The 25621-nt window shown below is 54.8% G+C and carries 22 protein-coding genes; 4 read left to right on the forward strand and 18 right to left on the reverse strand.

Annotated elements, in window-relative coordinates; genetic code table 11:
* Positions 1-232: 232 nt before the first annotated feature.
* Together D3H35_RS08465 and D3H35_RS08470 are read right to left on the reverse strand one after the other, a co-directional pair.
* A complete protein-coding gene (locus D3H35_RS08465; RefSeq protein ID WP_119148656.1) occupies positions 233-916 on the reverse strand; it encodes an LrgB family protein in 684 nt (227 codons plus the stop codon).
* Positions 913-1311: a CidA/LrgA family protein gene (locus D3H35_RS08470; RefSeq protein ID WP_233567836.1), complete on the reverse strand. Its 399-nt coding sequence runs from the start codon at positions 1309-1311 to the stop codon at positions 913-915. Before D3H35_RS08470 ends, D3H35_RS08465 begins: the two co-directional genes overlap by 4 nt.
* A gap of 164 nt (positions 1312-1475) precedes the next feature.
* Here D3H35_RS08470 and D3H35_RS08475 point away from each other — a divergent pair, with 164 nt between their 5' ends.
* The 3 genes from D3H35_RS08475 to D3H35_RS08485 are packed head-to-tail and all read left to right on the forward strand — an operon-like array spanning position 1476 to position 3449.
* The gene (locus tag D3H35_RS08475) at positions 1476-2039 is read left to right on the forward strand and encodes a bifunctional transcriptional activator/DNA repair enzyme AdaA (RefSeq protein WP_119148657.1); all 564 of its coding nucleotides are present in this window, start codon (positions 1476-1478) and stop codon (positions 2037-2039) included.
* A 15-nt stretch (positions 2040-2054) separates the two neighbouring features.
* Entirely contained in the window at positions 2055-2618 is a 564-nt protein-coding gene (locus tag D3H35_RS08480; RefSeq protein WP_119148658.1) for a methylated-DNA--[protein]-cysteine S-methyltransferase, read from the forward strand.
* A gap of 12 nt (positions 2619-2630) precedes the next feature.
* Positions 2631-3449, forward strand: a complete 819-nt coding sequence (locus D3H35_RS08485) for an SPL family radical SAM protein (RefSeq protein ID WP_119148659.1) — start codon at positions 2631-2633, stop codon at positions 3447-3449.
* Positions 3450-3466: 17 nt separating this feature from the next.
* Here the strand turns inward: D3H35_RS08485 and D3H35_RS08490 are convergent, their stop codons facing one another.
* The 15 genes from D3H35_RS08490 to D3H35_RS08560 form a co-directional block, all read right to left on the reverse strand.
* Entirely contained in the window at positions 3467-4153 is a 687-nt protein-coding gene (locus tag D3H35_RS08490; protein WP_119148660.1) for a DNA alkylation repair protein, read from the reverse strand.
* A 22-nt stretch (positions 4154-4175) separates the two neighbouring features.
* Positions 4176-4793, reverse strand: coding sequence for a DNA-3-methyladenine glycosylase family protein (locus D3H35_RS08495; RefSeq protein ID WP_119148661.1), 618 nt, complete (start codon positions 4791-4793; stop codon positions 4176-4178).
* A 528-nt stretch (positions 4794-5321) separates the two neighbouring features.
* The gene (locus tag D3H35_RS08500) at positions 5322-7118 is read right to left on the reverse strand and encodes a 4-alpha-glucanotransferase (protein WP_119148662.1); all 1797 of its coding nucleotides are present in this window, start codon (positions 7116-7118) and stop codon (positions 5322-5324) included.
* On the reverse strand, positions 7115-8944 hold the full coding sequence (locus tag D3H35_RS08505; protein WP_158594001.1) for a 4-alpha-glucanotransferase: 1830 nt from the start codon (positions 8942-8944) through the stop codon (positions 7115-7117). Before D3H35_RS08505 ends, D3H35_RS08500 begins: the two co-directional genes overlap by 4 nt.
* Positions 8925-10262 (reverse strand): HAD-IIIA family hydrolase, encoded by a 1338-nt coding sequence (locus D3H35_RS08510; protein ID WP_119148664.1) that lies wholly within the window; start codon positions 10260-10262, stop codon positions 8925-8927. Before D3H35_RS08510 ends, D3H35_RS08505 begins: the two co-directional genes overlap by 20 nt.
* Positions 10259-11689, reverse strand: coding sequence for a glycogen synthase (locus D3H35_RS08515; protein WP_119148665.1), 1431 nt, complete (start codon positions 11687-11689; stop codon positions 10259-10261). The genes D3H35_RS08510 and D3H35_RS08515 overlap by 4 nt, the downstream gene beginning before the upstream one ends.
* Before the next feature lie 3 nt (positions 11690-11692).
* Positions 11693-13177, reverse strand: coding sequence for a glycogen synthase (locus tag D3H35_RS08520; RefSeq protein ID WP_119148666.1), 1485 nt, complete (start codon positions 13175-13177; stop codon positions 11693-11695).
* Between the two features lie 12 nt (positions 13178-13189).
* Entirely contained in the window at positions 13190-14938 is a 1749-nt protein-coding gene (locus D3H35_RS08525; protein ID WP_158594002.1) for an ABC transporter ATP-binding protein, read from the reverse strand.
* Complete coding sequence (locus D3H35_RS08530) at positions 14932-15792, reverse strand: ABC transporter ATP-binding protein (protein ID WP_119148668.1); 861 nt, start codon at positions 15790-15792, stop codon at positions 14932-14934. Before D3H35_RS08530 ends, D3H35_RS08525 begins: the two co-directional genes overlap by 7 nt.
* Positions 15789-16688, reverse strand: a complete 900-nt coding sequence (locus D3H35_RS08535) for an ABC transporter transmembrane domain-containing protein (RefSeq protein ID WP_119148669.1) — start codon at positions 16686-16688, stop codon at positions 15789-15791. Before D3H35_RS08535 ends, D3H35_RS08530 begins: the two co-directional genes overlap by 4 nt.
* 20 nt (positions 16689-16708) lie before the next feature.
* A complete protein-coding gene (locus D3H35_RS08540; protein ID WP_119148670.1) occupies positions 16709-17731 on the reverse strand; it encodes a GHMP family kinase ATP-binding protein in 1023 nt (340 codons plus the stop codon).
* A complete protein-coding gene (locus D3H35_RS08545; protein ID WP_119148671.1) occupies positions 17728-18333 on the reverse strand; it encodes an SIS domain-containing protein in 606 nt (201 codons plus the stop codon). Before D3H35_RS08545 ends, D3H35_RS08540 begins: the two co-directional genes overlap by 4 nt.
* An 843-nt stretch (positions 18334-19176) precedes the next feature.
* Positions 19177-20330, reverse strand: a protein-coding gene (locus D3H35_RS08550; protein ID WP_267901361.1) for an IS3 family transposase whose coding sequence is annotated in 2 segments (ribosomal slippage) — positions 19177-20078 and positions 20078-20330 — 1155 coding nt in all. Because the reading frame shifts where the segments join, the coding sequence is not laid out codon by codon here.
* A gap of 1282 nt (positions 20331-21612) precedes the next feature.
* Positions 21613-22647, reverse strand: a complete 1035-nt coding sequence (locus D3H35_RS08555; protein WP_119148672.1) for a Gfo/Idh/MocA family protein — start codon at positions 22645-22647, stop codon at positions 21613-21615.
* A gap of 2 nt (positions 22648-22649) precedes the next feature.
* Positions 22650-23381, reverse strand: a complete 732-nt coding sequence (locus tag D3H35_RS08560) for a ThuA domain-containing protein (RefSeq protein ID WP_119148673.1) — start codon at positions 23379-23381, stop codon at positions 22650-22652.
* A gap of 185 nt (positions 23382-23566) precedes the next feature.
* On the opposite strand from D3H35_RS08560, the gene D3H35_RS08565 reads away from it, so the two are divergent.
* Positions 23567-24493 carry an AraC family transcriptional regulator gene (locus D3H35_RS08565; protein ID WP_119148674.1) on the forward strand — a complete coding sequence of 309 codons (927 nt, stop codon included), beginning with the start codon at positions 23567-23569 and terminating at the stop codon, positions 24491-24493.
* Between the two features lie 57 nt (positions 24494-24550).
* On the opposite strand, the gene cobD is transcribed toward D3H35_RS08565, so the two are convergent.
* Positions 24551-25615, reverse strand: coding sequence for a threonine-phosphate decarboxylase CobD (gene cobD / locus D3H35_RS08570; RefSeq protein WP_119148675.1), 1065 nt, complete (start codon positions 25613-25615; stop codon positions 24551-24553).
* Between the last annotated feature and the right edge of the window lie 6 nt (positions 25616-25621).

Genomic DNA, 25621 nt, shown 5'->3' on the forward strand with positions numbered 1-25621 from the left:
TAAATTAATTTCTCCAACTTTTAATTTGTGAAAATTATTTCCGCCAGAATGAAAAATGCTCATCTGATCGCGTATTCACACGCCTGTGCGACAAATCAGTATCGTAGTATGGGTTCAATTCCCTCTCGCTATACAACCTCGGGCAGCGAACAGCACAACAAAATAGCCCTCGCAACCGGGTGCGAGGGCTTGCCGAATACCATTATTCCATCGTGCTGCGCATGCTAACGATTCAACCACCAGACAAGGGAATATACATAATTCCGGTCAAAATTCCGTTCACGGCCATTGCGAATCCGCTGTAGCTGCCGAGCGATTCCGACTGTCGGAGCAGCTTGGCCGTCCCGATGCCGTGCGCCGCCGTTCCGGTGGCGATGCCGAGCGGCAGCTCGCCGCTTATGCCGAGAAGCTTAAGCCAAGCGCCGCCGAGCATGCTGCCGACGAGACCGGTAACAACCGTTAACGTTGCGCTCAATTCGGGGTTGCCCCCGGTCAGTCTGGACAGTTCAAGCGCAATGGGCGAGCTGACCGACTTGGGCATGGCGGACAAGATCGCTTCGCGCGAACCGCCGAGCCCCCACACAAGCAGCCCCGTCGATACGATTGCCGCAATGGCTCCGACGGAGATGCCGCTTAATACGGCGAGAAGCTGGAATCGGATTCGTTCCCTGTGCTTGTAGAGCGGAACGCCTAGCGCTACCGTGGCCGGCCCTAGAAAAAAAGTTAGCAGCTCTCCCCCTTTTTCGTAATACTCATAGGGAATATCCGCCAGCGAAAGCAGCAGAATGAGGCTCCCCGCACCGACGAATAACGGATGCAGCCAGCGAACCCGCTCGTGAACGAGCAAGCTGACCGAATAAGCGATTACGCTCACTGCGACGCCAAAGAGCGGTTGATTCATCCACTGAGCGCTCATAGAAGCTTCTCCTCCCGACCAGACGGCTTTTCGAGCTTTGCCGTCACGAAACCGACAGCCGCAACTACCAGCAGCGGGCCTAGCACTACGCTAAGCGCGATCGGAAACAGCTGCGCTCCAAGCATTGGAATCAACGCCATCGCGCCGACGATGTACGGGATGAAAAAAAGCATCATATGCTTCGTCAGCCATTGCGCCGACGCTTCGACCCATTCCAGCTTGACGAGCTTCGCGAATAACGCGATCGTAAACAGTACAAGACCGATAACGTTGCCCGGCATCGGAATATGCAGCCACTCCTTCAGCCCTACGCCAACCAAATTAAACGATAACAATATCGCGAGACCTCGCATTTCCCCCGCCACTCCCCTTTTTCCCGGTTGTTCTTCTTCCATCCGTCTCCTTCGCTTCTAGACAATATAACAATATAACACATCCGTTATCTTGCCTGCCCGGACAAAATAGGTTGACGGTTCATTTCGTTATCTTGCTATTCCATTCGAAAAAGCGTACAAATGCGCAGCCCCGGGGTTATACTGTCGGTGTGGAGGTGAACGTCATGACAGATTCGGAAAGCGCATCGGACGAACAATGGCAGGCCATTGTCGGGAACGACGCTTCGTATGACGGACGGTTTTTTTACGCGGTCAAAACGACGGGCATTTTTTGCCGCCCATCATGCAAATCCAGGCCTCCCAAGAGAGAAAACATTCAGCTGTTCCATTCCGCAGACGAAGCGCTATCCGCCCGCTTCCGCCCGTGCAAGCGGTGCAAGCCGACCGGCCAGCGGCTGCCGGACGCCGAATGGGTCGCGCTGATTGTCGAATATATCGACCGCTATTACATGGAGACTTTAACGCTGGATAAGCTTGCGGAGCTCAGCCACGGCAGTCCCTATCATTTGCATAGAACGTTCAAGCGTGTCATGGGAACGACCCCGGTCGCCTATATTCAACAACTTCGTATCGATAAGGCCAAGGAAGAGCTTCTCGCTTCGAATCGTCCGATCGCAGACGTCGGAGCGAGCGTAGGAATGCCGAGTCCGCCGTACTTCATTACGTTGTTCAAGAAATGGACCGGAGTTACGCCAGCCAGCTACCGGCAATCGAACACCCGATCCTAGAGGAGGCTTATGACAATGGAAAAGAACGCAAAACCGAATATTTATTGGTCGCTGCTCGTCCATGACGACTGGAGCGTGTATATCGCGGCGACTGAGGAAGGGCTATGTTTCGTCGGCTCGCACAGCCGGGCCTTCGACGAGCTTGAAAATTGGAGCAATGCGCGTTTCCCCGGCAGCGCGTTAATTCGCAACGATGAGAAGCTGCAGCCTTTCGCGGCTGAGCTGATCGGCTATTGGAAAGGAACGAGAACAAGCTTCGGAATATCGTTCGACTTGCGCGGGACGCCGTTCCAGTTGGCTGTGTGGAACGCCCTTCTCGAAATCCCGCACGGACAAACGAGCTCGTATTCGGATATTGCCCGCCGGATTCAGAAGCCTGCCGCCGTTCGCGCCGTCGGCGCGGCCATCGGAGCGAATCCCGTATTGATCGCCGTTCCGTGCCATCGCGTTATCGGAAAGAACGGCGCGCTGACCGGTTATCGCGGAGGCATGGACATGAAGACGAGGCTGCTCGGTCTGGAGCGGGACGGCGCTGACGATGGGCACAGCTTGGGAATTATTTTTCATGACGCGAAATAGAGGAACAAGCCTATGATACCGGCATACTTTCACAAATATCCGAAGACGCTCCTGAACAAAGGAACGGGCTTTCTGTCCGGCTACAGCCATTCGCTTAACCCGTACGCGGGCTGCTCGTTCGGCTGCTCCTATTGCTACGTTCGACAGATGCCCGTATCTGTGTTCCGGGGAGCGGAATGGGGGACTTGGGTCGACGTCAAAATGGGGGCGGCCGAGCTGTTTCGAACGGAGCTGCAAAAAGCGAAAGCCAAAGGACCGGTGACGATCTTCATGTCGTCGAGTACCGATCCTTACCAGCCTGCCGAGCACAAGGAACGGGTAACTCGTTCTTTGCTCGAAGCTATGGCCGACGATCCGCCCGACTTTCTGTTCGTGCAGACTCGAAGTCCGCTCGTCTGCCGGGATGCCGACCTGCTGCGCCGTCTTGGAGACAAAGTCCGGGTGAGCGTAACCGTGGAGACGGACCGGGAAGATATTCGCAAACATTTTTCGCCGTATGCTCCGCCCATTAACGCCAGATTGAGGACGCTGCGGTTGCTTGCCGACGCCGGCATTCCGACGCAAGCGACGATCGCCCCGCTGCTGCCAAGCACCGACAAATTCGCGGAAACGTTGCAAACGCTCGTCGATCGAGTCTGCTTGGACGATTATTTCATGGGGGACGGCAGCGGAGGGAAGCGGACGCGCCGGATGGGCATTCGAGCTTTGTACGAGCAGCTTGGACTGGAGGAATGGTACGATCCTTCGGCTTACCGGGTCGTCCGCGAAAGGCTGCTGAAGGTTTTCCCGGAAGACCGGGTTTATATAAGCCAGGCGGGATTCGAGCCGTGACGAGGCCGTCCCGCCTTTTATTTTTTGCGTTTCATGGCGCGAATTCGCGTTTTGACATCGGGACTTACCCGGTACGATTCCGTTATTTTTTGCAGCGCCTTGTTGTAGGTGAAATTGTCGAGCGTATTGTTCTTCAAGAGAGCCGTCGTTCGCTCGGGGAACTTCACGAAGCAGATGGACAGCGCCCATGCGACCGCCATCTTGACGTAATAGCCTTCGTGCTTGACGCCGTCAAGAAGCTCAAACGTTCTATCGATGTACTCTTCTTCGACGAAAAAATCGAGCAGCATGACGACTCCGAAGCGGGCGTCGTATTCGCTCTCCGACGACAAATACGGGAGCACGAACGCCCATACCCGGCTCCTGTTTCCCGCCGTGAATTTTAGTCCGATACAAAAGCTGTCGCACACCGACCAATTATCGATTTTCGGCACGAAATCGGCTACGTACCGCAGCGTCTCTTCGATATCCGCATGGATGCAGCCGATTACCATGCCTTGAAGCATCGTTTCCTCGAAGTAGTCGTCGTCCGCTTCCGCCAAGTAGGCTCGCCAATCCCCCTTAGCGATTGTACGGGCCATTTTGCGAAGCTCGGGCAACCGAACGCCAAGCACATTGTTAATATTCGGAATGAGCGCGGCGGAAAATAGCCGGTACTTCTCGTCAGCCGATTCGGTCAATCTTTCCTTTATCGTCTTCTCCACGCGCTTGCTCCTTCTGGTTGGATTATTCGAATGACAGCTCCCACAGGTAAATCGACGCGACGGAGCCGTAAGGCGCGTAGCTCGCGCGGTATCGATCGAACTGCTTCTTGGTCAGCTCCGTAAGGCCGTACAATTTCATCATGCCCCGCCGAATGGCCATATCGCCCCAACTGACGACGTCTCGCCGCTCCAAAGCATGAATCAGCATCATTTCGGCGGTCCACTTGCCAATGCCGTCCAACGACGACAGCTTTCGAACGACTTCGTCGTCCGTCAGCTCGCGCAGTTGTTGCAGATCGAACAAGCCGTCCGATATTTTGCGGGCGATGCTTGCGATGCATATCGCCTTGTTCATCGTTATTCCGCAGCTTTGAATCTCGTCGGCCGATTTCGCAGCCAAATTTTTCGGCGTTATCTCGCCAAGTCTTATATGCATCCGTTCCCAAATCGTGCGCACAGCCTTGGCGGAAATTAGCTGGCCGACGATCGCATGAACGAGAGCGGCGAACGGATCGGGAATGACGCCGCGCTCGATCTTCCCCATACGCGCCATCGCGGCCCCAAGGATCGGGTCCGCGTTCGACAAATATGCCATTTCTTCTTCCCCGTATGCAAAGAATTTTGTTACGACCGCAGTCACATAATCTCCCTCCCATCGGTATTCCTACTATACCGCAGATGCCTGATCAATTGAGAAATTCCGAATGAAAGAGCAAGATAGCGAAATCTCTTGGAGGGGAAAATACGGATACTGGCGGACGGCGGGTAGTCGGGGAGTAATTGTGGCGCTTTCGAGCACAACGGAGGCTACCGGCGAGTTGCCAGAGTGTTATTGTGACGCTTTCGAACACAACGGAGGCGAACGGTGCGCTGTCAGAGTGTAATTGTGACGCTTTCGAGCACAACGGAGGCGATCAGCGAGTTGCCAGAGTGTAATTGTGACACTTTCGGGCACAACGCGCGCTAGCGGCAGGCAGCCGGATGTCGAACAGTAAATGCGGCCACTTTCAGCGCAGCCCTAAGCCGATATAGTAAAAGCTCTCGGCAATTCTCTGCCGCTGAAAGCTCCTTGCGGCAGGCCGCAAAAAAATAGCGATCGCCCCCCACCGGGACGATCGCTTCGCTTCTATAGGCGGGCAGCTCAGCTAGCCCTAGCGCACCTTGCCAATCAACCCTCTCTCGCCGCAACGCCAAGCCCGTCGTCCACGACTTCCTTTACCGGGCCCACAAGGCGATCTTCCAACAGCTCTTCCAGCGAAAGAGGAAGAGTGAGCGACCAATTTCTTGCATATCCGTCGCCGGGACGATTGAACCTCAAGTCCGCATAGTTTCCTTCCGCGTACCCGAGTACGACCAGCCAATCGATGATGGAATGAATGCAGTAAACGGCATTGGAGCGCAACGCGCTTGCCATCGCCGCGGGAAGAACTTCCCGTCCCGCCTTGTAGCGTGAGGAACTGTCCAAGCCCATCATCTCCAAAAGCTGCTCCTTCTCCCCGTAGGTGCTGCGATACTCCTTAACAAGTCCTTCGACCTGAAAGGCATGTCTGTCCACGCCTCTCAGCATTTTCTCCACCGTATCGACGTCGCTTCTCCATCGCAGCTTGTTTTCGTCGGAGCGAGCGGGGTCGAACAGCTTGTCCTTGACAGTCTCGTATTTAAAATCCAGATAGCCGCAGTAGCTCCGAAACCACCCCGTATCTACCGTTCCCGCTTCGTTGTCCCACCAATCCGCCCAGCAGGAGGTATCATGAGTCGATAGAACGATAGCAGTCAAATAGTCGTACTGCTTCGGATCGGTGAAGCGGTAGGTGTTCCCGTAATCTTTTTCCCAGCGCTGAAAATTAATGATCGGGATGCCGAGTCCCCGCACCTCCGGAGTGAAGAACGTGGTGAACGGACCCAAATTTTCCGCGCACAAAGTCAGCTTCGTGTTCGAAAGTATCGTCCGCAAAATTCCGGTTCCTTGCTCCTCCCACTCTTCGAAGTCAGAAGGGTAAAAAAAGCCGTTTTGCCCCTGGTTCTCCCACGGCTCCTCGAAAGGAATGCACCAAGTCCGGAAAAAAGCAGCCGGATGATCGATGCGAAGCATATGGTAGAAGTTCTCGTAATAGGCCAATCTGTGCTTGACTAATCGATAATCGTCCGCTTTGATGCGGCTCCAATCATAGACGGGCTGATCGTCCCAACGCTGCCCTTTCGGGCTGGACGGCTCGGAAGGCAGCCCCGAGCAGCAGTCCAGCCTGAACAGCTCCCTGTTCGACCAAGTGTCCGCGCTGTCGCTCATCGCGATGTAGAAGTAGTCGCCCATTAGCTGCACGTTTTTGGAATCCGCGTAACGCTTAGCTTCGCTGAGCTGCTCGTACAGCTGCCACTGAACCCACTTGTGGAACTGAATCTCATTGAAGTTCTCTTGAGCGAAAGCGTCCAACGCCTCCGGATCGCGATTGCGAAAAGGCTCGCCCCATTCATCCCAACGGCCGGGGAACAGCACCTGCTTAATCGCCATGAACAGCGCGTAATCGTGGAGCCAGTACCGCTGTTTTTGCAAAAATCCGAGAAACCTCGGATCGGGGCAATCGCCGCCGATTCGCTCGAACAATCCGCGCAGCGCGGTCACCTTCGCCATTTTCACGCCGTAGTCCACAAAGCCTTTCCCGGTTGGAAAAGCTTGACGAAGCTCGGCGGCAGCCGTCTCGCGCCAGTCCTCTCGAACGCCGACAAGCCGGTCGATAGCGACATGCTCCGGATCGAGCGCGAATAGGCTCGTAGGCGCGAACACCGAGGCAATGTTATCGTTCATAGGCAGCAGTTGCAAAATCGTCTGCCCCGTCCGCTCGCACCAATCGACTGCCAGCTTCAAATCCTCGAAGTCGCCGACTCCGGCACTCCTCGCGGAATAGACGGAGAATAGAGGAACGAATGCGCCCGCCCGCTTTCTGTGCGCTTCCCGTCTCATCATCATGAAGCTTCACCGATTTCGATGGAATCCCGTACGGTTCGGCAAAAGCTCTCATCCATTAGCGCCTCCAGCGATACGGGCAACGCCCATGTCCAGTTCCGTCCCCGCTCGGTCCCCGGGCGGTTCAGCCTGTAATTGCCGTAATCGCCGTCTATAATGCCGAGCAAGCACAAATAATCGACGATCGAAACGATAGACCAAATGGCGTTGGAGGTAATGATGGACCGGATCGCATGCTTTAAGATCTCGCGGTCGGCTCTCTGTCGCATCGGGCCTTCGAGCTTCATGATCTCCCACAGCTTTTCTTTCTCGCGGTAGCTGTTCAAGTAATCGTGAATAAAGCCTCCGATAGCCGCTTCGGGCAAGCCGACAATTTCGGCCACCCGGCTCGGCGAATTCACGGAATCCCTCCATCTCAGCTTGCTGCCTACGGACGTCTTATCGTTGAACAGCCTCATCTTCAATTCCGCCTCCGGCAAGCCGTAATTAAAGCAAAATTCCGTAAACATCGAAGCCTCGATCGTCCCGGCCTCGCCCTCCCACCATTCCGCCCAGAGAGACGTATCGTGATTGGATAGAACCATCACGGTGACGGGGTGAAGCTCGTCCGGAGGAATAAAATCGTGAAGCTCGTCCCATTCCTTGTCCCAACGCTGGAAGTTGATCGGAGGAATGCCGAGTTCCCTCACGGACGGCGTAAAAGACAAGCATGCAGGCGACAAATTTTCCGCACACAGCAGCATGCTCGTGCTGCTCAGCATTTGGCTCAGCAGCGATTTCCCCCGCTGCTCGCAATAATCGCTCATCGCCTCGGGATAGAAGAAGCCGTTCAGCCCTTGATTAATATCGGGCTCGTCCCTTGGAATGCACCACATCCGGAACAAGGCCGATGCCGTATCGAGCCGGGCGATATCATAAAAATTCGCGTTATACCGCAACCGCTGCTTCAACAGCTCGTCGCCGCTTTCCCGGATCGCATCCCAATTGTAGACAGGCTGGTCTCCCCACCGCTGCCCTTTCTCGTGAGCGGGCTCCGGCGGCAAGCCGGGAACGAGATCGAGCCGAAAATAATTCCGGCGCTTCCACACGTCCGCGCTGTCCCGGGATACGACGTAGAACATATCTCCCATGAGCAAAATTCCTTTGGCATTGGCATAAGCCTTCGCCGCTTTCAATTGCTCGTACAGCTGCCATTGCAGCCATTGTACAAACCGGATTCTCACTTCGTGCTTTCGAGCGAACTCGCGCAGCGTCAACGGATCGGCTTCCCTGTAGCTAGGCTCCCAATTCTCCCACGTATCTTGCGAATACTCGAATTTCAAGGCCGTATACAACGCGTAATCATCGAGCCAATAGACGTTGTTCTCAACGAATTCGGCATAAGCGGCATTCTCTGTGCCTAACGAGTACTCGCGGAATATCTCGTACAAAGCGTTGATTTTCTCATGCTTGACATCGTACTCGATGTAGCCGCACCCGGTAGGATAACGCTCTTGAATCCGGCGTATGACCGGCTCCAGCTTTTCCGGGGGAACGCCGATTAGACGATCCAGAGCCATATACATCGGATCGATCGCAAACAAGCTGAAAGTGGAATAAGGGGAATTGTAATAATCGTTAATCGGCAGCAATTGAAGAATCGTGTGCCCCGTTCGTTCGCACCAATCCGCCGCCAGCTTCAAATCTTCCAAATCGCCGATACCTGCGGTTCGCCGGGAATAGAGGCTGGCGAGCGGAAGCAGCGCCCCGACTCTGCGGTTCGTTCCGATTCGTTGCCACTGCTCCGCCGATCGGCTGCCCAAAAAAGGATCACTTACATAGCTCTGCATTAGCATTTCGACTCCTCGACAGGACTTTGCCCGAAATAATACCGTTCACCGCCTCCAGCAAATCGTCGGCCTCATAGTCGGGCACGACGCTATACCGGCCGTCCGTTCCTCCCAAGCCCGTCGCCACTAGCACGGTCGTCACGCCGGCGTTGCGGCCGGTCTCCAAATCTACCGTCGTATCCCCTATCAGGAACGACTGGGCCAAATCAATGTTGTATTTCTCAGCGGCCTGAGTGAGCATGCCAATAGATGGCTTCCTGCAATCGCATGGGATTTTGTACTTGACATTCTCTTCCGGGTAACCCTTGTCCGGATGATGCGGACAGTACACGATGTCGTCCACGTACACGCCACGCTCGCCCAGCCGCGTTTCCAATCTGTCGTGAATAAGGCCAAGCTCCTTCTCCGTACACAAGTTTCTCGCTACGACCGGCTGATTCGTGACGACGATAGCCAAATAAGCGGAATCGTTGGCAAGCTTAAGCGCCTCGACGACGCCGTCCTCGATTTCGAGCTGCTCCGGACTGGAGACGAGTCCGACGTACTTGTTGAGCGTTCCGTCCCGGTCGAGGAAAATCGCCTTCTGCTTCGACGACAAGTTTTTGGCGCTTACGATACCGTCTTCCAGATGACGCTGCACGAGAGCGTAGCGGTCTGGAGTTCCCATGTCCTTCATATATTCCGTCGTCCGGTAAGCGCTGATCCGGCCTTCGCCGATTAAAGCCGCAAGAACGTCCTTTTCCAAATCCTGCTTGGCGTTGTCCGCGATCGTCTCCAGAAGCTCCGGCTCGAATGCGTACACTCCGGCATTTACGCAATTGCTGTAGTCGAAATCCCTTTTCTCGTTTTTCCGAAAAATACGTTCCACTCTTCCGGCCGCGTTAACTTTAAGGACGTCGCTGTCGTAAGGATGATTATTCGGATGAACGGTCAACGTCCCCACTGTGCCTTGAGACCGGTGAAAAGCGGCGAAACGCTCCAGATCCATATCGAACAATACGTCTCCGTAGACGAGCAGAAAAGAGTCCGTCAACCGCTCCTTCAAAAAAGCCAAAGCTCCCGCCGTCCCAAGCGGCCGCTCTTCCCGGAAGTATTCGATTTTCGCTCCGAAGCTCGCGCCGTCTTCGAAATACTGTTCGATACGCTCCCCGAGATGTCCCGTAACGATCAGAATGTCCCTGATGCCGTATCTGACGAACAAGCGGATCTGATGCTCCAGAACGGGCTTGCCGCCTATCGGAATGAGGGGCTTGGGGATTTCCTTCGTAAATTCGCTCAATCGGGTACCCTTACCGCCTGCCATAATAACGGCTTTCATCCGACCAACATCCTCTCGTATACGTCTGCGTATTGTTTCACGTAAACAGGCCACCCGTGGTTTTCCGACATGCCGTTGGTGACGAGAGTTCTCCACGTATCCGGACGCTTATAAGCTTCGAGCGCTTTTCGAATCGCATAGAGCATCACTCGCGGATGATACGGCTTGAAGACGAAGCCGTTCCCCGCTCCCGTCGCCTCGTCGAAAGGCCGGATGCTGTCGTTCAGCCCTCCGACCTGCCGGACGATCGGAACCGCCCCGTAGCGCAGCGCGATCAATTGGCCGATTCCACACGGCTCGTAGCCGGACGGCATCAAGAACAGATCGGCGCCGGCGTAAGCTTGGTAAGCGAAATCGTTATCGTAGAGCACGAAAGCGAATCGGTCGGGGTGACGGATTGCCGCTCTGCGGAAAAATTCCTCGTAGACAGCGTCGCCGTTCGAGACGATAACGAACTGCAAGTCCAGCCGCATCAGATCTTCGAAAGCGCTCATGACAAGATCGAGTCCCTTCTCCGTCTTAAGCCGGGAGAACAGCGATACGATTGGAACGTCGTCCCTCTGGGGAAAGCCGAGCGCTTGCTGGAGCGCCCTCTTGTTCGCGAGCTTGAGCTCGGGAGAATTCTCGTCGTAACGGGCATGAATTCGGACATCGGCGGCGGGATTATTGATTTCGGTATCCAAGCCGCACAGAATGCCATACAGGTCGTTGCTCCTCCGCTGAACCGTCGCTTCGAGCGTCGATCCGTACTGCTCCGTCGCGATTTCCTTCGCATACGTAGGACTTACGGTCGTCAGCGAATCCGCGTGCAGAAGTCCGGCCTTCATGAAGCTGATCTGGTCGTAATAGTCCGCTCCGTTCTCCACCCACTTCTCCCAAGGCACATCCAGGAGCGAGGCGTTTTCCTTGTCGAATACGCCCTGGTAGCCCAAATTATGCACAGTGAGCAGCGTCTTGACGCCTTCGTAGAACGGCTCTTCCTTATATTTCGTTCTTAGCAGGAACGGAATCAGACCGGTGTGCCAATCCTGAATGTGCAGAATGCTTGGTCGGAAGCCCGCTTGGGGCAGAGCCTCCAGAACGGCTTTGCAGAAGTAGCCGAATCGTTCCGCCTCGTCTTCATGACCGTACAGCTCTTTCCTGCCGAAATAGGCAGGGGCGTTCACGAAATAGACGGGCACCCCGTCATAGCTGCCGAATTCGATGTCGCATTCGTACGACCGTTCGCCCATCGGAATATCGAGGGATGCCGCAACCCGGATATCCGCCGGGTACTCCTTGTAAGGATTGGGAATTCGGGGAACGATGACCCGAGCGTCCCATCCAAGACCGATCAGGTGCTTGGGCAGCGAGAAATTGAACACTCCCATCGTGCCGGTCGTATACGGATAAAGCTGCGATGTTACGAACAGAACCGATTTCTCCATCCTTCACTCCCCCTTTCCGACCGAGATGAGCGCCTTCGCGAATTCGCCATCTGCAAGCTCGTCGTATAATTTGGCATACTCGGCCGCAGCGCGAGCGGCGAAATACTCGTGGCCCATTCCATTCTCCGCCAATACTTGCCACGCTTCGGCGTCGCGATAGAGCCGAAGCGCTTCCCGCACCGAATGAAGCATGACCTTCTCGTTGGCGTACCGGAAAACAAAGCCCGTTCCTTTACCCGAGTCCGCATCGTACGGCTCGACCGTATCCGCCAGCCCGCCGACGGATCTGACGATCGGCACCGTGCCGTATCTCATCGCGATCAGCTGTTCAAGCCCGCCGGAATCCGAAGCGGACGGCATCAGATAGATGTCCGCTCCGGCGAACAGGCGTTTGATCCTTCCCCGTTCATAGGGGAGGAAGCGCAGCTTGCCCTCCTTGCTTGAAGCAGCCTCCGAGAAAAACGCCGCGAACGTCTCCTCCTCGAACCCGCGGCTGCCCTCTTCCGCCGGCATCACGACCAACTGCATGTCGCTCTTCAAAATATCGGCCAGACTATACCGAAGCAAATCGGCGCCTCTCTCGCAGCTGAGCTCGGAATGGTAGAGAATAACGGGAACGTCCGCCCTTATAGGCAAGCCCAGCTCCTCTTGCAGCCTCGCCTTGCTGATTCGCTTGCCTTCCATCCGGCCGATGCCGTAATTCGCGGGCAGCTCCGGGTCGTTCTCCGGGTCCCAGTTCGCCGGATCGATACCGCCTACAATTCCGCGCAGGCGATCCCGCCTTGCGTTCACGATGCTCTCCATCGTCATTCCGCCCATTTCCGTACCGATCTCCCGCGCATAAGTCGGACTTACGGTGGTGAGGGCGTCCGCGTACAACAAGCCTGCCTTCATGAAATTCAACTGCTCATAGTAATCCAGCCCGCTCGCCGACAGAGCCTCCGCATCCAGGTCCAAATGGGCGGCCGCTTCGATATCGAAGATCCCTTGGCTGCCGATCGATTGGAACGTATAGACGGTTCGAATCCGATCGGGCTTCCGTCCGTTCTCAAGATCGCTAACATGCTTGAGGTAAGGAATGAATGCCGCAGGCCAATCCTCGCAATGGATAATGTCCGGCAATCGCTCCATCAAAAGCAATGATTCCAATACCGCCTTGGCGAAAAAGGAATAACGTTCCGCATCGTCCATATGGCCGTTGACGTTGTCCTCGTCGAAATAGGAAGGGGCATCGATCCAATAGAAGGGAATGCCGTTTCGGATCGATTGCCTGACCGCGCCCTCCACGGTGTCCGAAGCCATCGGAACGGCTATCGTTCCCAACTCGCGGCTCTCTGCCAAAGCTTCGGGCTCCCGATTTCTTCGCAACGGCGTTATGACTCTCACATCCAGCCCCTTGTCCGCCAATTCCCGTACGATACCGAGGTTCAACGCATTTCTGCCCGCCCCGTCGATATGACCGGTCGCGACAAGGATCGTCTTGTTCATTAATGTGCCTCCTCAGCCAGCCGCATCTTTTAATTGAAGTCGATATAATCTTTCGTAGAGTCCTTGTTTGCGGATCAGCTCCTCGTGTCTGCCTTCCTCGACCGATTGTCCGCGGTCGATGACGTAGATGCGGTCCGCATGCTCGACTGTCGATAGCCGGTGAGCGACCAGAATAACCGTTCTTCCCTTCGCCAACATTCGAAGCGCATCCTGCACCTGCTTCTCGGATTCCGCATCCAGGGCGGACGTAGGCTCGTCCAGCAATAGAATAGGGGCATTCTTCAGGAAGGCTCTAGCGATAGCGATCCTCTGCTTCTGCCCTCCCGACAGGCGGCTTCCTCTCTCGCCGATAGCGGTCAAATAGCCGTCCGGCTGTTCCTGAATAAACTCGTGGGCGTTGGCCGCCTTCGCCGCCGCTATGATCGCTTCCCTCGAAGCGTCCATATTCCCGTAACGAATATTTTCTTCGATGGTGCCGTCAAACAAATACGCTTCCTGCGGAACGTAGGCGATCATATCCCTGACTTCGGATAAGGAGTACGATTGTCCGCTCCTTCCCCAATACTTGACGCTTCCCGACTCGATCGGATAGAAGCCGAGCAGCAGCTTGACGACCGTACTCTTGCCGCCGCCGCTCGGCCCTACCAGAGCAACCGTCTGCCCTCTTTCGACGGCGAGAGACAGCCGATCCAACGCAGGCGCGCCCTCTCCGTAACGAAAGACGGCGCCGTCCAGCTCGATCGCTTTTTTCTCGTCCCCCAATAAGGATCGTTCGCTTCCTTCGCGTTCGACCGGATCGTCCAACAGCTCGAATACGCGGTTCGCCCCGGCCAGCACCCTTTGAACGTCGGTCGCCAAATTACCAGCCTGGGAGAACATGAAGCCGATATTGCCTTGAAGCTTGATGAATGCCATTACGGTTCCGAAATCGGTCCCTTTCTTCAACGCCATCGCTCCGCCGACAATGACGATGCCGACGAAGCTCAAGCTTCCCAGCACGGAATTGACGCTGTCGAGATAAGCGTATTTTCTCGTCCGCTTCGTGCTGAGTCCGGCTACGTCTTCATTGGTCTGGTCGTACTTGCGTATAATGACGCCTCCGAGGGAGAACATCTTGACGAGCGGTACGCCCGAGATAACGTCGGACAACGCCTGAGTCATCTTCCCCGTTCCTCGCTGGATTTCGTCGTTGATCTTTCGGAACGAATCGGCGAAGCGGGTGTTGACGTAGAACGTCAAAATTCCAAGAGCGATGGCGAACAGAGCGATGGGCCAATTAAGCGCGAACATGGCGATCGCCGCCGCAAAGCCGACTACAACGGCGTAAATGATTCCGCCGAGCGAATCCGCGTACAGATGCTCGATCGTATTGAGATCGTTGGTCATGCGCGACAGCATCTCGCCGCTGTGAGTGTTTTCGAACCGGGACATCGGCAGCCGCTGCACGTGACGGAACGTTTGCTGCCGAATATCCGTCATCGTGTATCGGATGCTCGCATTGTAACGATAAGTGAGAATGGTGCACAGAAGGCTGGATACGGCCAGCAGCGCGAACGCCGTCCCGATCGATCGGAGCAGGAGCGGCATATCGGACCCGACGGCCGCGTTGACGATGTCCTTGTAGATGAATGCCATGAGAATGTTCAAGCCCAGCGCCGCGATCACATTGTTGCCTACAATGCCGATCCCGTACGTCCAAGCTCTCGGCTTCATGTAGCTCATCGCGCGCTTGAACTCCTGCCAATATTGCAGCTTTACCATGCGACCCCCTCCGCCAAGGAGAACACATTCTGCTTCTCGCATAGCTCCCTGTACCATTGATTCGTCTGCAGCAGCTCCCGGTGCGTTCCTCGGCTTACCGCCCTTCCTTTGTTCATGACAATGATTTCGTCCGCCTCCATAATCGTGGAGAGCCTGTGAGCGATAACCAGAACGGTGCGATTGGCGACAAGCCGCTCAAGCGCGGCCTGCACCTGCGCTTCCGCATGGGCGTCCAGCGCCGAAGTAGGCTCGTCCAGCACGAGAATGGGCGCATTCTTGAGGAAAGCTCTCGCGATCGCGAGGCGCTGACGTTGACCTCCCGACAGCGTAGCTCCGCGTTCCCCCACCATCGTATCGTAGCCGAGAGGCCATTCGCGGATGAACTCGTCGGCATGAGCCATTCGCGCCGCTTCGATAACCTCGTCTCTCGTAGCGTTCAGATTTCCGTAAGAGATATTCTCGAACACCGAGCACGGGAACAAGAACGAATCCTGCGACACGACGGAAACTCTCGCCCTCGCCTCCCTTATATCCCATTGCTTCAGTTCTCCGCCGAAGATCGAAATCAATCCCTCGTAATCCTCGTAGAAGCCGCAGAGCAGCTTCGTGACCGTGCTTTTTCCGCATCCGCTCGGCCCTACCAGAGCGGTAATTTTGTTCTTCTGCAGAACGGCGTCGAAATCGATTAGCGCTGGCTCCCGCTCCTCGTACGAGAAGCTTACCTTCTTGAATTCCACCATGCGCCCGTCGTTCTCCTCGGCGTATACGTTCCCGTTTTTGCGTTCTTCCGGCTCCTCCGCGATTTCGACGACTCGCTTGGCGGATTTGATCGTCACTTGAATGCTGACGATCAATCCGGGGATGCTGGACAATGGGCGATCAGAAAGCCGAGAAGATAGGTGAAAGCGAGCAGCTCTCCCGGCGTGATTTGCCCCTTCACCGTCATGTAACCGCCGTACAGAACGCAGCTCATCTGGGGGACGACTCCGAGCACCATCGAGATCGGAGCGATGAACAAGCATCTCCAATCCGTCTTGAGCTTCTTGTCCATAATATCGTCCGTGACTTCCTTGAACTTATCGAAGAGAACGGGCTCAAGCTTGTACGCCTTGATCGTGGCGATCCCGCCGGTAACGTCCTGGATCGTCGCGTTGAACTTCGCGAAGCCCTCCTGAAGCTGGACGGCATAGGCGCTGACCGCCTTCCCGAGCCTCTTCGCGGCGATCATGCTCGCGGGAAGCAGAATAATGCTGGCCAGCAGCAGCTTCCAGTTGAGCCAGAACAAATATACGCTTACTCCGGCGATGGCCAGCGGAGTGTAGATCATGTTGGCGATCTGCCACTCCACGAACCCTTGAACCGCCCCGACGTCGTTATTCAGCCGCGACAGCAGGTCTCCCGAATGACGCTTCTCCAAGTAGGCCGCCGGCAAATTGGCCAAACGATAAGCCAATTTCCGGCGGACGTCCCGAATGACTTGCACTCCCAGATGGCCGGAGTAGTACTTGATGACGTATCTGACTGCACAGCCCGAGAGAAGAATGAGAACAATTGTCAATACTGATGTCGTGAAGCCGGACGAATCGCCCGCGATAGCGTGATCCACGATTCCCTTCAAATAGCGGGCTTGAAAAATATCGAAGAACGTTCCAAAAACGGCGCCGAACAAACAAAGCGACACTTCGAGCGGATAGGGCTTGACGAGGGAAAGCAGGAAAGCAACGACTTTGCCCGTCTTCACGTTGTCCATCGCGATTTCCCCTCCGCCGCTTAAATCGCGAGCGCCGCCGGCTCCCGGTATTGCAAAAATCCGCTGCGGTCGTTCAGATTCATAACGATTCTGCTTCCATACTGCTCGAACGTAATCGGCAATTCCTTGTAGTCCCTGAGAGCTCTGCGCAAATCAAGCTGCTTGTCCGGAGGGCAGACGAACAGGAAAAATCCGCCGCCTCCCGCGCCGAGCAGCTTCCCGCCGTAAGCGCCCGCTTGCCTTCCCAAATCGTACATCCGGTTAATTTCGTCATTATGGATTTTATCCGAGAGCAGCTTCTTGTTCTCCCAGTTCTGATGCAGCATATCGCCGATGAGCCGAATGTCGCCGTTCACCAAGCCTTCCTTGCCGAGATCCGACAATTTCTTCAAGGCGTGAAGCTGGCTCAGCTTGGCATCCGTATTCGCCTTCTGGTCTCCGAGTACGGCCGAAGCCTTGCGCGTCATGCCGGTATAGAACATCAGCGTGTTCATCTGCAGCAATCGGGAGTCTTCCTGCGTAATTCCGATCGCCTCCACGTCTACGGAGCCGTCCCGGCGGAACATATACTGTTTGAAGCCGCCGAACGCAGCCGCATACTGATCCTGCTTCCCGATCGGCTCGCCCAGCAGCTCGATCTCGATATGGCAGGCGAGCTCCGCCAGCTCGGACGCGTTCTTCCACATGCCCTGATAAGCGAACAACGCGTTCAGAAGTCCGATGGTAAACGAGCTCGACGATCCCAAGCCGCTTCCTTGCGACGGAATATCGGCGATGCTCGTAATTTCGACTCCTTTCGTGACGTTCGCTAATCGCAGCGCTTCGCGAATGATCGGGTGCTTGATATCATGAATATCCTTAACCTGCTCGCGTTCGGAATAATTCAGAACAATATCGTCGTCACAGCGGCGCTTGACTATGATGTAAATGAATTTATCGATAGTGACGCTCGTAACGGCGCCCCCATGGTTCTCGTAATAATCCTTCAAATCCGTCCCGCCGCCGAAGAAGCTGACGCGCAAAGGCGTTTGGCTAATAATCATCCCGCCCACCTCTCCAGATAGTCCTTCAGGATGAACATCATCAGGTGATCCATAATCATATGGACGTCCTCCACCTTCTGCATGTCATCGATAGGGACATGAATGGATGCCGATGCGATTTGCTTGAGCTTGCCTCCGTTGTAGCCGACGAGACCGATCGTTTCCGCGCCGACGCTGTTCGCATACTCGATTGCGGCCAACACGTTTTTCGAATTGCCGCTTCCCGAAATGCCGATAACAACGTCGTTAGGCGTCAAGTAATTTTCCAGTTGAATTTTGAAAATTTGGTCGTAGCTGACGTCATTGGCGATAGCCATAATGGTCGATACGCTATCATTCAGGCAGACGAACCGGAATTTCTTGCCCAGCTTCTCGCTTACGCCTTTGTTGAAATCGTTCACGAAATGGGAAGCGGTCGACGCGCTGCCGCCGTTTCCGAAAATGTAAATGAACCCTTGGCGTTGATTGACCTCGATCAACTTGCTAATGACAGTATTGATTTCGTTCAAATCGAGGCGATCCAGCACCTCTTTCAGTCCGCTCAAATAGTCGCTAATTTCCACCTTAAAATCGTATCCAACCTGCTTAACAATTCCACTCATCTCCAAACGCTCCCTCCGAATAGTTGTTTTTGTTGAACCCGATGCGGCTTCCCGCGTTACGGCTTCCTCCTTTGTTCAAACGTTTGCACTAACGAATAGAAAGCTCCTTCGATCGGTTTCGGATAGAAGGGATTCGACCCTTATCGATACAAAAAGGAACACTGCTTCCGTTAGTGTTTCAAATTGTATCACCACTTTCTCGAATTTGTCAAAGAATCCAAATGTCGCAAAATTCGACAAAATACCTCATTTTCTACGACCAATTCCCCACTTCATTACTCGCTGCGAGATTGTCATTTCGGCTATGTAACATTGAAAAAGACCGTTTGCTCCGCACGGCCCGGGTGTTATGACCGTCGACATTTTTCCCGATTTTCGACAGCCAATATGTCGAATCGAGAAGCGAGAGCGACGATAATTGGTAGAATAGTTAGAACTCTGAATGCGATATAAATACAAGGGCTGCTCCCTAAAGTTAGGGGGCAGCCCTTGTATTTTCGATCACACTTCTCGCTGAATGTATGGTACCTCGTCCCACTGTTGCGCTCTCGATCACGCATCCCGCCGAATGAATGGTACCTCGTCCCACTGTTGCGCTCTCGACCGCACTACCCGCCGAATGTATGGTACCTCGTCCCACTGTTGCGCTCTCGACCGCACTTTCCGCCGAATGTATGGCACCTCGTCCCACTGTTGCGATCTCGACCACACTTCCCGCCGACTGTATGGTACCTCGTCCCACTGTTGCGCCTTCGACCGCACTTCTCGCCGAATGTATGGTACCTCGTCCCACTGTTGCGCTTGAACCTCTGTCAAGAAAATAGACACTTAGAATCGAGAAAATTAGGCCGGATTTGAAAACGCCCGTTCGTAACTGTTCGGCGATAAATAGCCAATGGTTGAATGAATTCGTTCACCATTATAGAAACATGTAATGTACTCAAAAATCTGTTTCTTCGCGTCCTCACGCGTCCTGAATTTTGTAAGATAAATGAGTTCTTTCTTGAGGACGCTATGGAACGATTCAATGCAGGCATTGTCGTAGCAGTTGCCTTTTCGGCTCATGCTTCCTTCCATCTTGTACTGCTTCATTTTCTTCTGGTATTCGTGTGAGGCGTATTGGCTTCCCCGATCGGAGTGATGGAGTAATCCGGCTCCTGGCCGACGCTGGGCGTAGGCACGATCTAGCGCCTTAATGACGAGATCTTTGGTCATTCGATCCGACATGTGAAATCCAACAATTTTACGGCTGTACAGGTCCATGACGCTCGCTAAATACAACCAGCCTTCATTGGTCGGGCAGTAAGTAATATCAGTAACCCACGCCTGATTGGGAGCCTCAGGTATGAACTTCCTGTTCAGCGTATTATCATGTACGGGCAGGTTGTGTTTGGAATTCGTGGTAGCTTTATATTTCTTGACGGTACGGGATTTTAACCCCATTACCTGCATCAAGCGAGCAACGCGTTTCTCGGATACAACGACTCCCCGAGTACGAAGGGCAGCTGTTACTTTCGGGCTGCCATACAGGCGTCTGGAGCCAAGAAATATACGCCTAATCTTCTGCTCCAAATCTTCTCTGCGTTTGCGGCGCTCAAGCCGCTTGTCGTAGCTTTTTTGCCATGCGTAGTAACCGCTTCGGGAAACCTTAAATACAGAGCACATCTTTGCGACACGGAGCTTAAAGCGGTATTTGTAGATAAACGGAAAAATCAGCGCCGGTCTTTTGCAAAGTAGTGCATTGCCTTTTTTAAGATTTCATTTTCCTCCTGCAAGTCACGAAGTTGTTTCTGCAAATCGCGTAGCGCCTTATCCTCAGGCTTTAGATTACCGCTTCCTGGGAAAGCCTGCATACCATCCTGTTTGAGCTCGGCAATCCAACGATATAGTGAGTTTTCATGGACGCCTACCTCACGTGCTACCTGCGCAATCGGCTTGCCTTCTTGAATCATCTGAACCGTCTGCATCTTAAACTCTCTGTCGTATTTCTTCGTCATGTCGGACACCTCGAATGAAAGTAATTATATTCTCCCATTCTCGATTCTTCGTGTCCACTTTCTAGTCTAACAGCAGCTCTCGACCACACTTCTCGCCGAATGTATGGTACCTCGTCCCACTGTTGCGCTCTCGATCACGCATCCCGCCGAATGTATGGTACCTCGTCCCACTGTTGCGCTCTCGACCGCACTACCCGCCGAATGTATGGTACCTCGTCCCACTGTTGCGCTCTCGACCGCACTTTCCGCCGAATGTATGGTACCTCGTCCTACTGTTGCGCTCTCGACCACACTTCTCGCCGAATGTATGGTACCTCGTCCTACTGTTGCGCCTTCGACCGCACTTCTCGCCGAATGTATGGTACTTCGTCCCACTGCTGCGCTCTCGACCGCACTTCTCGCCGAATGTATGGTACTTCGTCCCACTGTTGCGCTCTCGATCACGCATCCCGCCGAATGTATGGTACCTCGTCCCACTGTTGCGCTCTCGACCGCACTTCTCGCCGAATGTAGGGTACCTCGTCCCACTGTTGAGCGCTCGATCACGCATCCCGCTGATTGTATGGTACCTCGTCCCACTGTTGCGATCTCGACCACACTTCCCGCCGACTGTATGGTACCTCGTCCCACTGTTGCGCTCTCGACCGCACTTCCCGCCGAATGTATGGTACCTCGTCCCACTGTTGCGCTCTCGACCGCACTTCCCGCCGATTGTATGGTACCTCGTCCTACTGTTGCGCCTTCGACCGCACTTCCCGCCGATTGTATGGTACCTCGTCCTACTGTTGCGCCTTCGACCGCACTTCTCGCCAAATGTATGGTACCTCGTCCCACTGTTGCGCTCTCGATCACGCATCCCGCCGACTGTATGGTACCTCGTCCCACTGTTGCGCTCTCGACCGCACTTCTCGCCGAATGTATGGTACCTCGTCCCACTGTTGAGCGCTCGATCACGCATCCCGCTGATTGTATGGTACCTCGTCCCACTGTTGCGCTCTCTACCACACATCCCGCCGAATGAATGGTATCTCGTCCCACTGTTGCGCTCTCGATCACGCATCCCGCCGAATGTATGGTACCTCGTCCCACTGTTGCGCTCTCGATCACGCATCCCGCCGAATGTATGGTACCTCGTCCTACTGTTGCGCCTTCGACCGCACTTCCCGCCGAATGTATGGTACCTCGTCCCACTGTTGCGCCTTCGACTACACAATAATGGGGGCTATCCCTCCGGTCTTTACAGACCTTTCGGGACAACCCCCATCGCATTCATATTACAGCCTTACAGCCGGATTTCTCGTCCGAGCTCGGCCGACTCGTAAATCGCGGACAAAATCTTGATCATATCGACGCCGTGGTCCGGCGTTATGATTGGCGTCTCGCGGCCAAGCACGCATTCGACGAAATGCCAGATGTTCGCGGTATGCTGAGGAACCGCGGCTTCCGGAAACTTCGGCTGCTGATCGATCAGCACGCCCGCGTTCTCCGTGAACAAGCTCAGCTTATCGTTCACAAGACTGAAGCCGCCCTCCGTGCCTCTCCACTCAAGGAACTTCTTCTCTTCCTCGATGTTGGACGCCCAGCTGAATTCAATCTGCAGCGAAGCTCCGTTATCGAAGCGGATGAAGCCGGCCGCCAAATCCTCGACGTCGAACGTTCCTTCCGGAATGTTACCGGAAGCGTCCGGACGGTCGGCGAACTTGCGGTACGTCGAGCCCGATACCGTAACCGGCTTCGGATTGCCGCTCAGCCACATCGCCATGTCGATCATATGAACGCCCAGATCGATCAGCGGCCCGCCGCCGGACAGCGATTTCGTCGTGAACCAGCCGCCGCGTCCCGGAATGCCCCGGCGGCGAATCCAGCCGCAACGTCCCATGTACAGGTCGCCGAGCTGCCCTTGCTCGATAATCCTCTTGGCGAATTTCGCTTCCTCGCTGAACCGGTTGTTGCGCATTGTCATGAGCAGCTTGCCGGACTCGCGAGCGACGTCGGCCATCTTTTGCGCCTCGATCGGATTGACAGCGTCCGGCTTTTCGCAAAATACGTGCTTTCCTTTGCGAAGAGCCGCGATGGCGATTTCCGAGTGATACAAATTCGGCGTGCTGATTCCAACAATGTCGATGGAAGGATCGTCGATCAGCTCGCGATAATCGTCATATACCTTGGCGTCCGGGAAATCCTTGGCCGCCGCTTCCGCAGAAGCGCGGAAAGCGTCGCAGAACGCCACGATCTCAACTTCCTTATGCGACGTCCAGCCTGGAAGATGCGCCCATTTGAAGATGCCGCCCGTTCCGATTACTCCGACTTTTAGCATTATTAATTTTTCTCCTTAATGGTTTCCAGAGGTTGGGCATTGCCGTATTTCGGATATTCCCGGTTTACCGGAGCGGCCCATTTCACTGCATTGGAGATCACTTTGCGAACTTGCGGATTGAAATAGGTCGGGTACGTCTCGTGTCCCGGACGGAAATAGAACACTTTACCCGCTCCGCGAGTGTAGCAGCAGCCGCTGCGGAATACTTCCCCGCCTTCGAACCAGCTCACCAGAACAAGCTCGTCAGGCTGCGGAATATCGAAGTGTTCGCCGTACATTTCTTCCTTCGGCAGCTCGATATATTCGCCGATGCCTTCCGCGATCGGATGGCCCGGATTAACGACCCATATACGCTCTTTCTCGTCCGCTTCCCGCCACTTCAGATCGCAAGACGAACCCATCAGCTTTTTGAATATTTTCGAAAAGTGTCCCGAGTGAAGCACGATCAAACCCATGCCCTTCAGAACGCGATTATACACTCTCTCCACGATGTCGTCCTGGACATCGCCGTGAGCCATATGCCCCCACCAGATTAGAACATCCGTGTCGTTCAAGACCTCTTCCGTCAAACCGTGCTCCGGTTCGTCCAAGGTTGCCGTGCGGATTTGTCCCGTAATTTCCAGTCCTTCGGCGATTGCCGTATGCATGCCTTGCGGATAGACGGAAGCGACCTTCTCGCTTGCTTTCTCATGACGATATTCGTTCCATACCGTAACATTAATGGATTGACTCATGGCTTGACTCCCCTTTAGGTAGATTTCCTCCTTCATTTTATTCGAGGTTGACGGGTCAATCGATTGCCGATTCGATTCATTTTTTACGGTATTCTGTCATCGCCTATATCATTTGCAACGGTTATGTTACTATATCATTACGCGATCCTGTCGCACATATTCATTCAAGAGGAGTCCGGCCGACCATGTATCCCGAGATGCGTTACGAGCATGTCGTCTACCAAAATCCGTTTCTTGCAATGAGGATTTGGCAGATCGATTCCCAGAATCAGGCTTCCGAGGAAACTCTGCGAAGATTGCAGCAGGACTGGAGGCAAAAAAGATATTTCGACTGGCATTACCACGAAGAGGTCGAGCTCGTTCTTATTTTGGAGGGAGAGCTTACGGCGTTTTTCCGGGAGGAGAGGCAGACGTTATGCGCCGGGGATGTCGCCCTGTTCGGGTCGTCCGAGCCTCATATGACGCTGCAGGTGAAGGATGAGACGCTCAGCTACATCGTGCTGCAGATCGACCTGCGCAAATATTGGGACCCGAGCACGCTGAACAGCATGCAGCACTTCTCGGAGGTCATCCGCCCGCTTAGCTGTCTCAATTATATTTACATGGACAATGAGGACGCTCGTACGCAAACCGCGGATCTCATATGCGAAATATACAAGGAAATGAACGATGAGCAAATCGGCTACGAGCTTGCCGTCTCGTCGCGGATCAAGAACATTCTGCTGCTGCTGCTTCGGAACGACACCCGGATGCAGCTGAATTACAACAACAATAGGCTGCTCGAACGGCTCCAGCCGGCCATCGATTTCGTCGAAGAGCATCTGGGCGAGAAGCTGTCCGTAGCCGAAATCAGCGGATTGGTCAACATGAGCTATACCCATTTCGTCAAGACGTTCAAAAAAGCGGTCGGCATGTCGTTCACCGATTTCGTCGTCTTCAAGCGGATCAAAAAAGCCGAGCAGCAGCTTCTAACCAACGATGAAGCCAGCATAGCGGAAGTGGCCGAATCGGTCGGCATCTCCAACATCGGCCACTTCTACGATATGTTCCGCCGGTTCAACGACTGCTCGCCCAAGCAGTTCAAGGATCGGCTGCGCAGCCCGGTGCAGTAGAATGCCGGCGGCAGTCGCGCCGAACATCAGGCTGCGGGGCGGGCGGCTGCCGCTCCGTCAGCGCAGGCATTCCTTCAGCTCTTTGATCAGCCGTTCGTTGTCCGGGCGAAGCCGAATAGCGATTCGGAAGTAGGAGTCGTTAAGTCCCTCGAACAGCGAAGCGTCCCGAATGAGGATGCCTCGCCCGGCCATTGCCCGCTGCAGCCGCCCGACGTTCCAGCCCTCCAGTCCGGCCAGGGAAACGAGCAGAAAATTTACATCGCTCGGATACACGACAAGACCCAGCGAGCGCAGCTCGCCGGACAGCCAGGGACGCTCCTCCAGCAGCCACGTTTTCGTCCGTTCCGCGTAAGCGCGCTCGTCCAATACGGCTTCCCCGACCAATTGGGCGAGGAAGTTCACGCTCCATGCCGTCTGCGCTTCCGCGAGACGGCGAATCAGGTCCGGGTGCGCGACCATGAAGCCCAATCGTATGCCCGGAATGGCGTAAAACTTCGTCATTGAGCGAATAACCTGAATTTGCTCCGATTCCGATGCCCGCCGAATGTAAGACAGCTCCTCTTCGTCGGGAACGAAATCCATGAACGCTTCGTCGATAATCATCCTCGATCCGGCTTCGCGCAGCTCGTCCAGTACATGAGCCGGAATCAATCTTCCCGTCGGATTGTTCGGATGGCCGAGGAAAACCGCTCCGGATGCGAATTCCCGTGCATTCGCAAGCTCGAACATCCTCTCCTCGCGCAAAAGGACGGAGCGGGTCCGCCCGCCCGCCTTCAGCACCGCCTCCTCATATTCTGAAAAAGAAGGGCGGGCAAGCACGGTTTCTTCCGGCTTGAAAACGCGAACGACGAGGTCGATCAGCTCCGCCGCCCCGTTGCCGACAAGAATGCTTTCGGCGGGAATCCGGTACGTCTCGGACAGCTTCGCTCGCAACCGGCGAACGGCCGGATCGGGATACTTGGCGACGTCGCGCCAATGCTCCTTCATTAGCTCGCCCACTATTTCCGGCGGCCCCCAAGGATTCATATTCGAGCTGTAATCCAGCCAGCTTTCCTGCGGAAGCCCGTAAGCTTCCGTAGCCGTCGCCAAATCCCCGCCATGTCCGTACCGCTCAAGCTTCATCCGATA

Origin of the sequence: Cohnella faecalis, assembly GCF_003570905.1 — a bacterium.
GTDB classification, from domain to species: domain Bacteria; phylum Bacillota; class Bacilli; order Paenibacillales; family Paenibacillaceae; genus Cohnella; species Cohnella faecalis.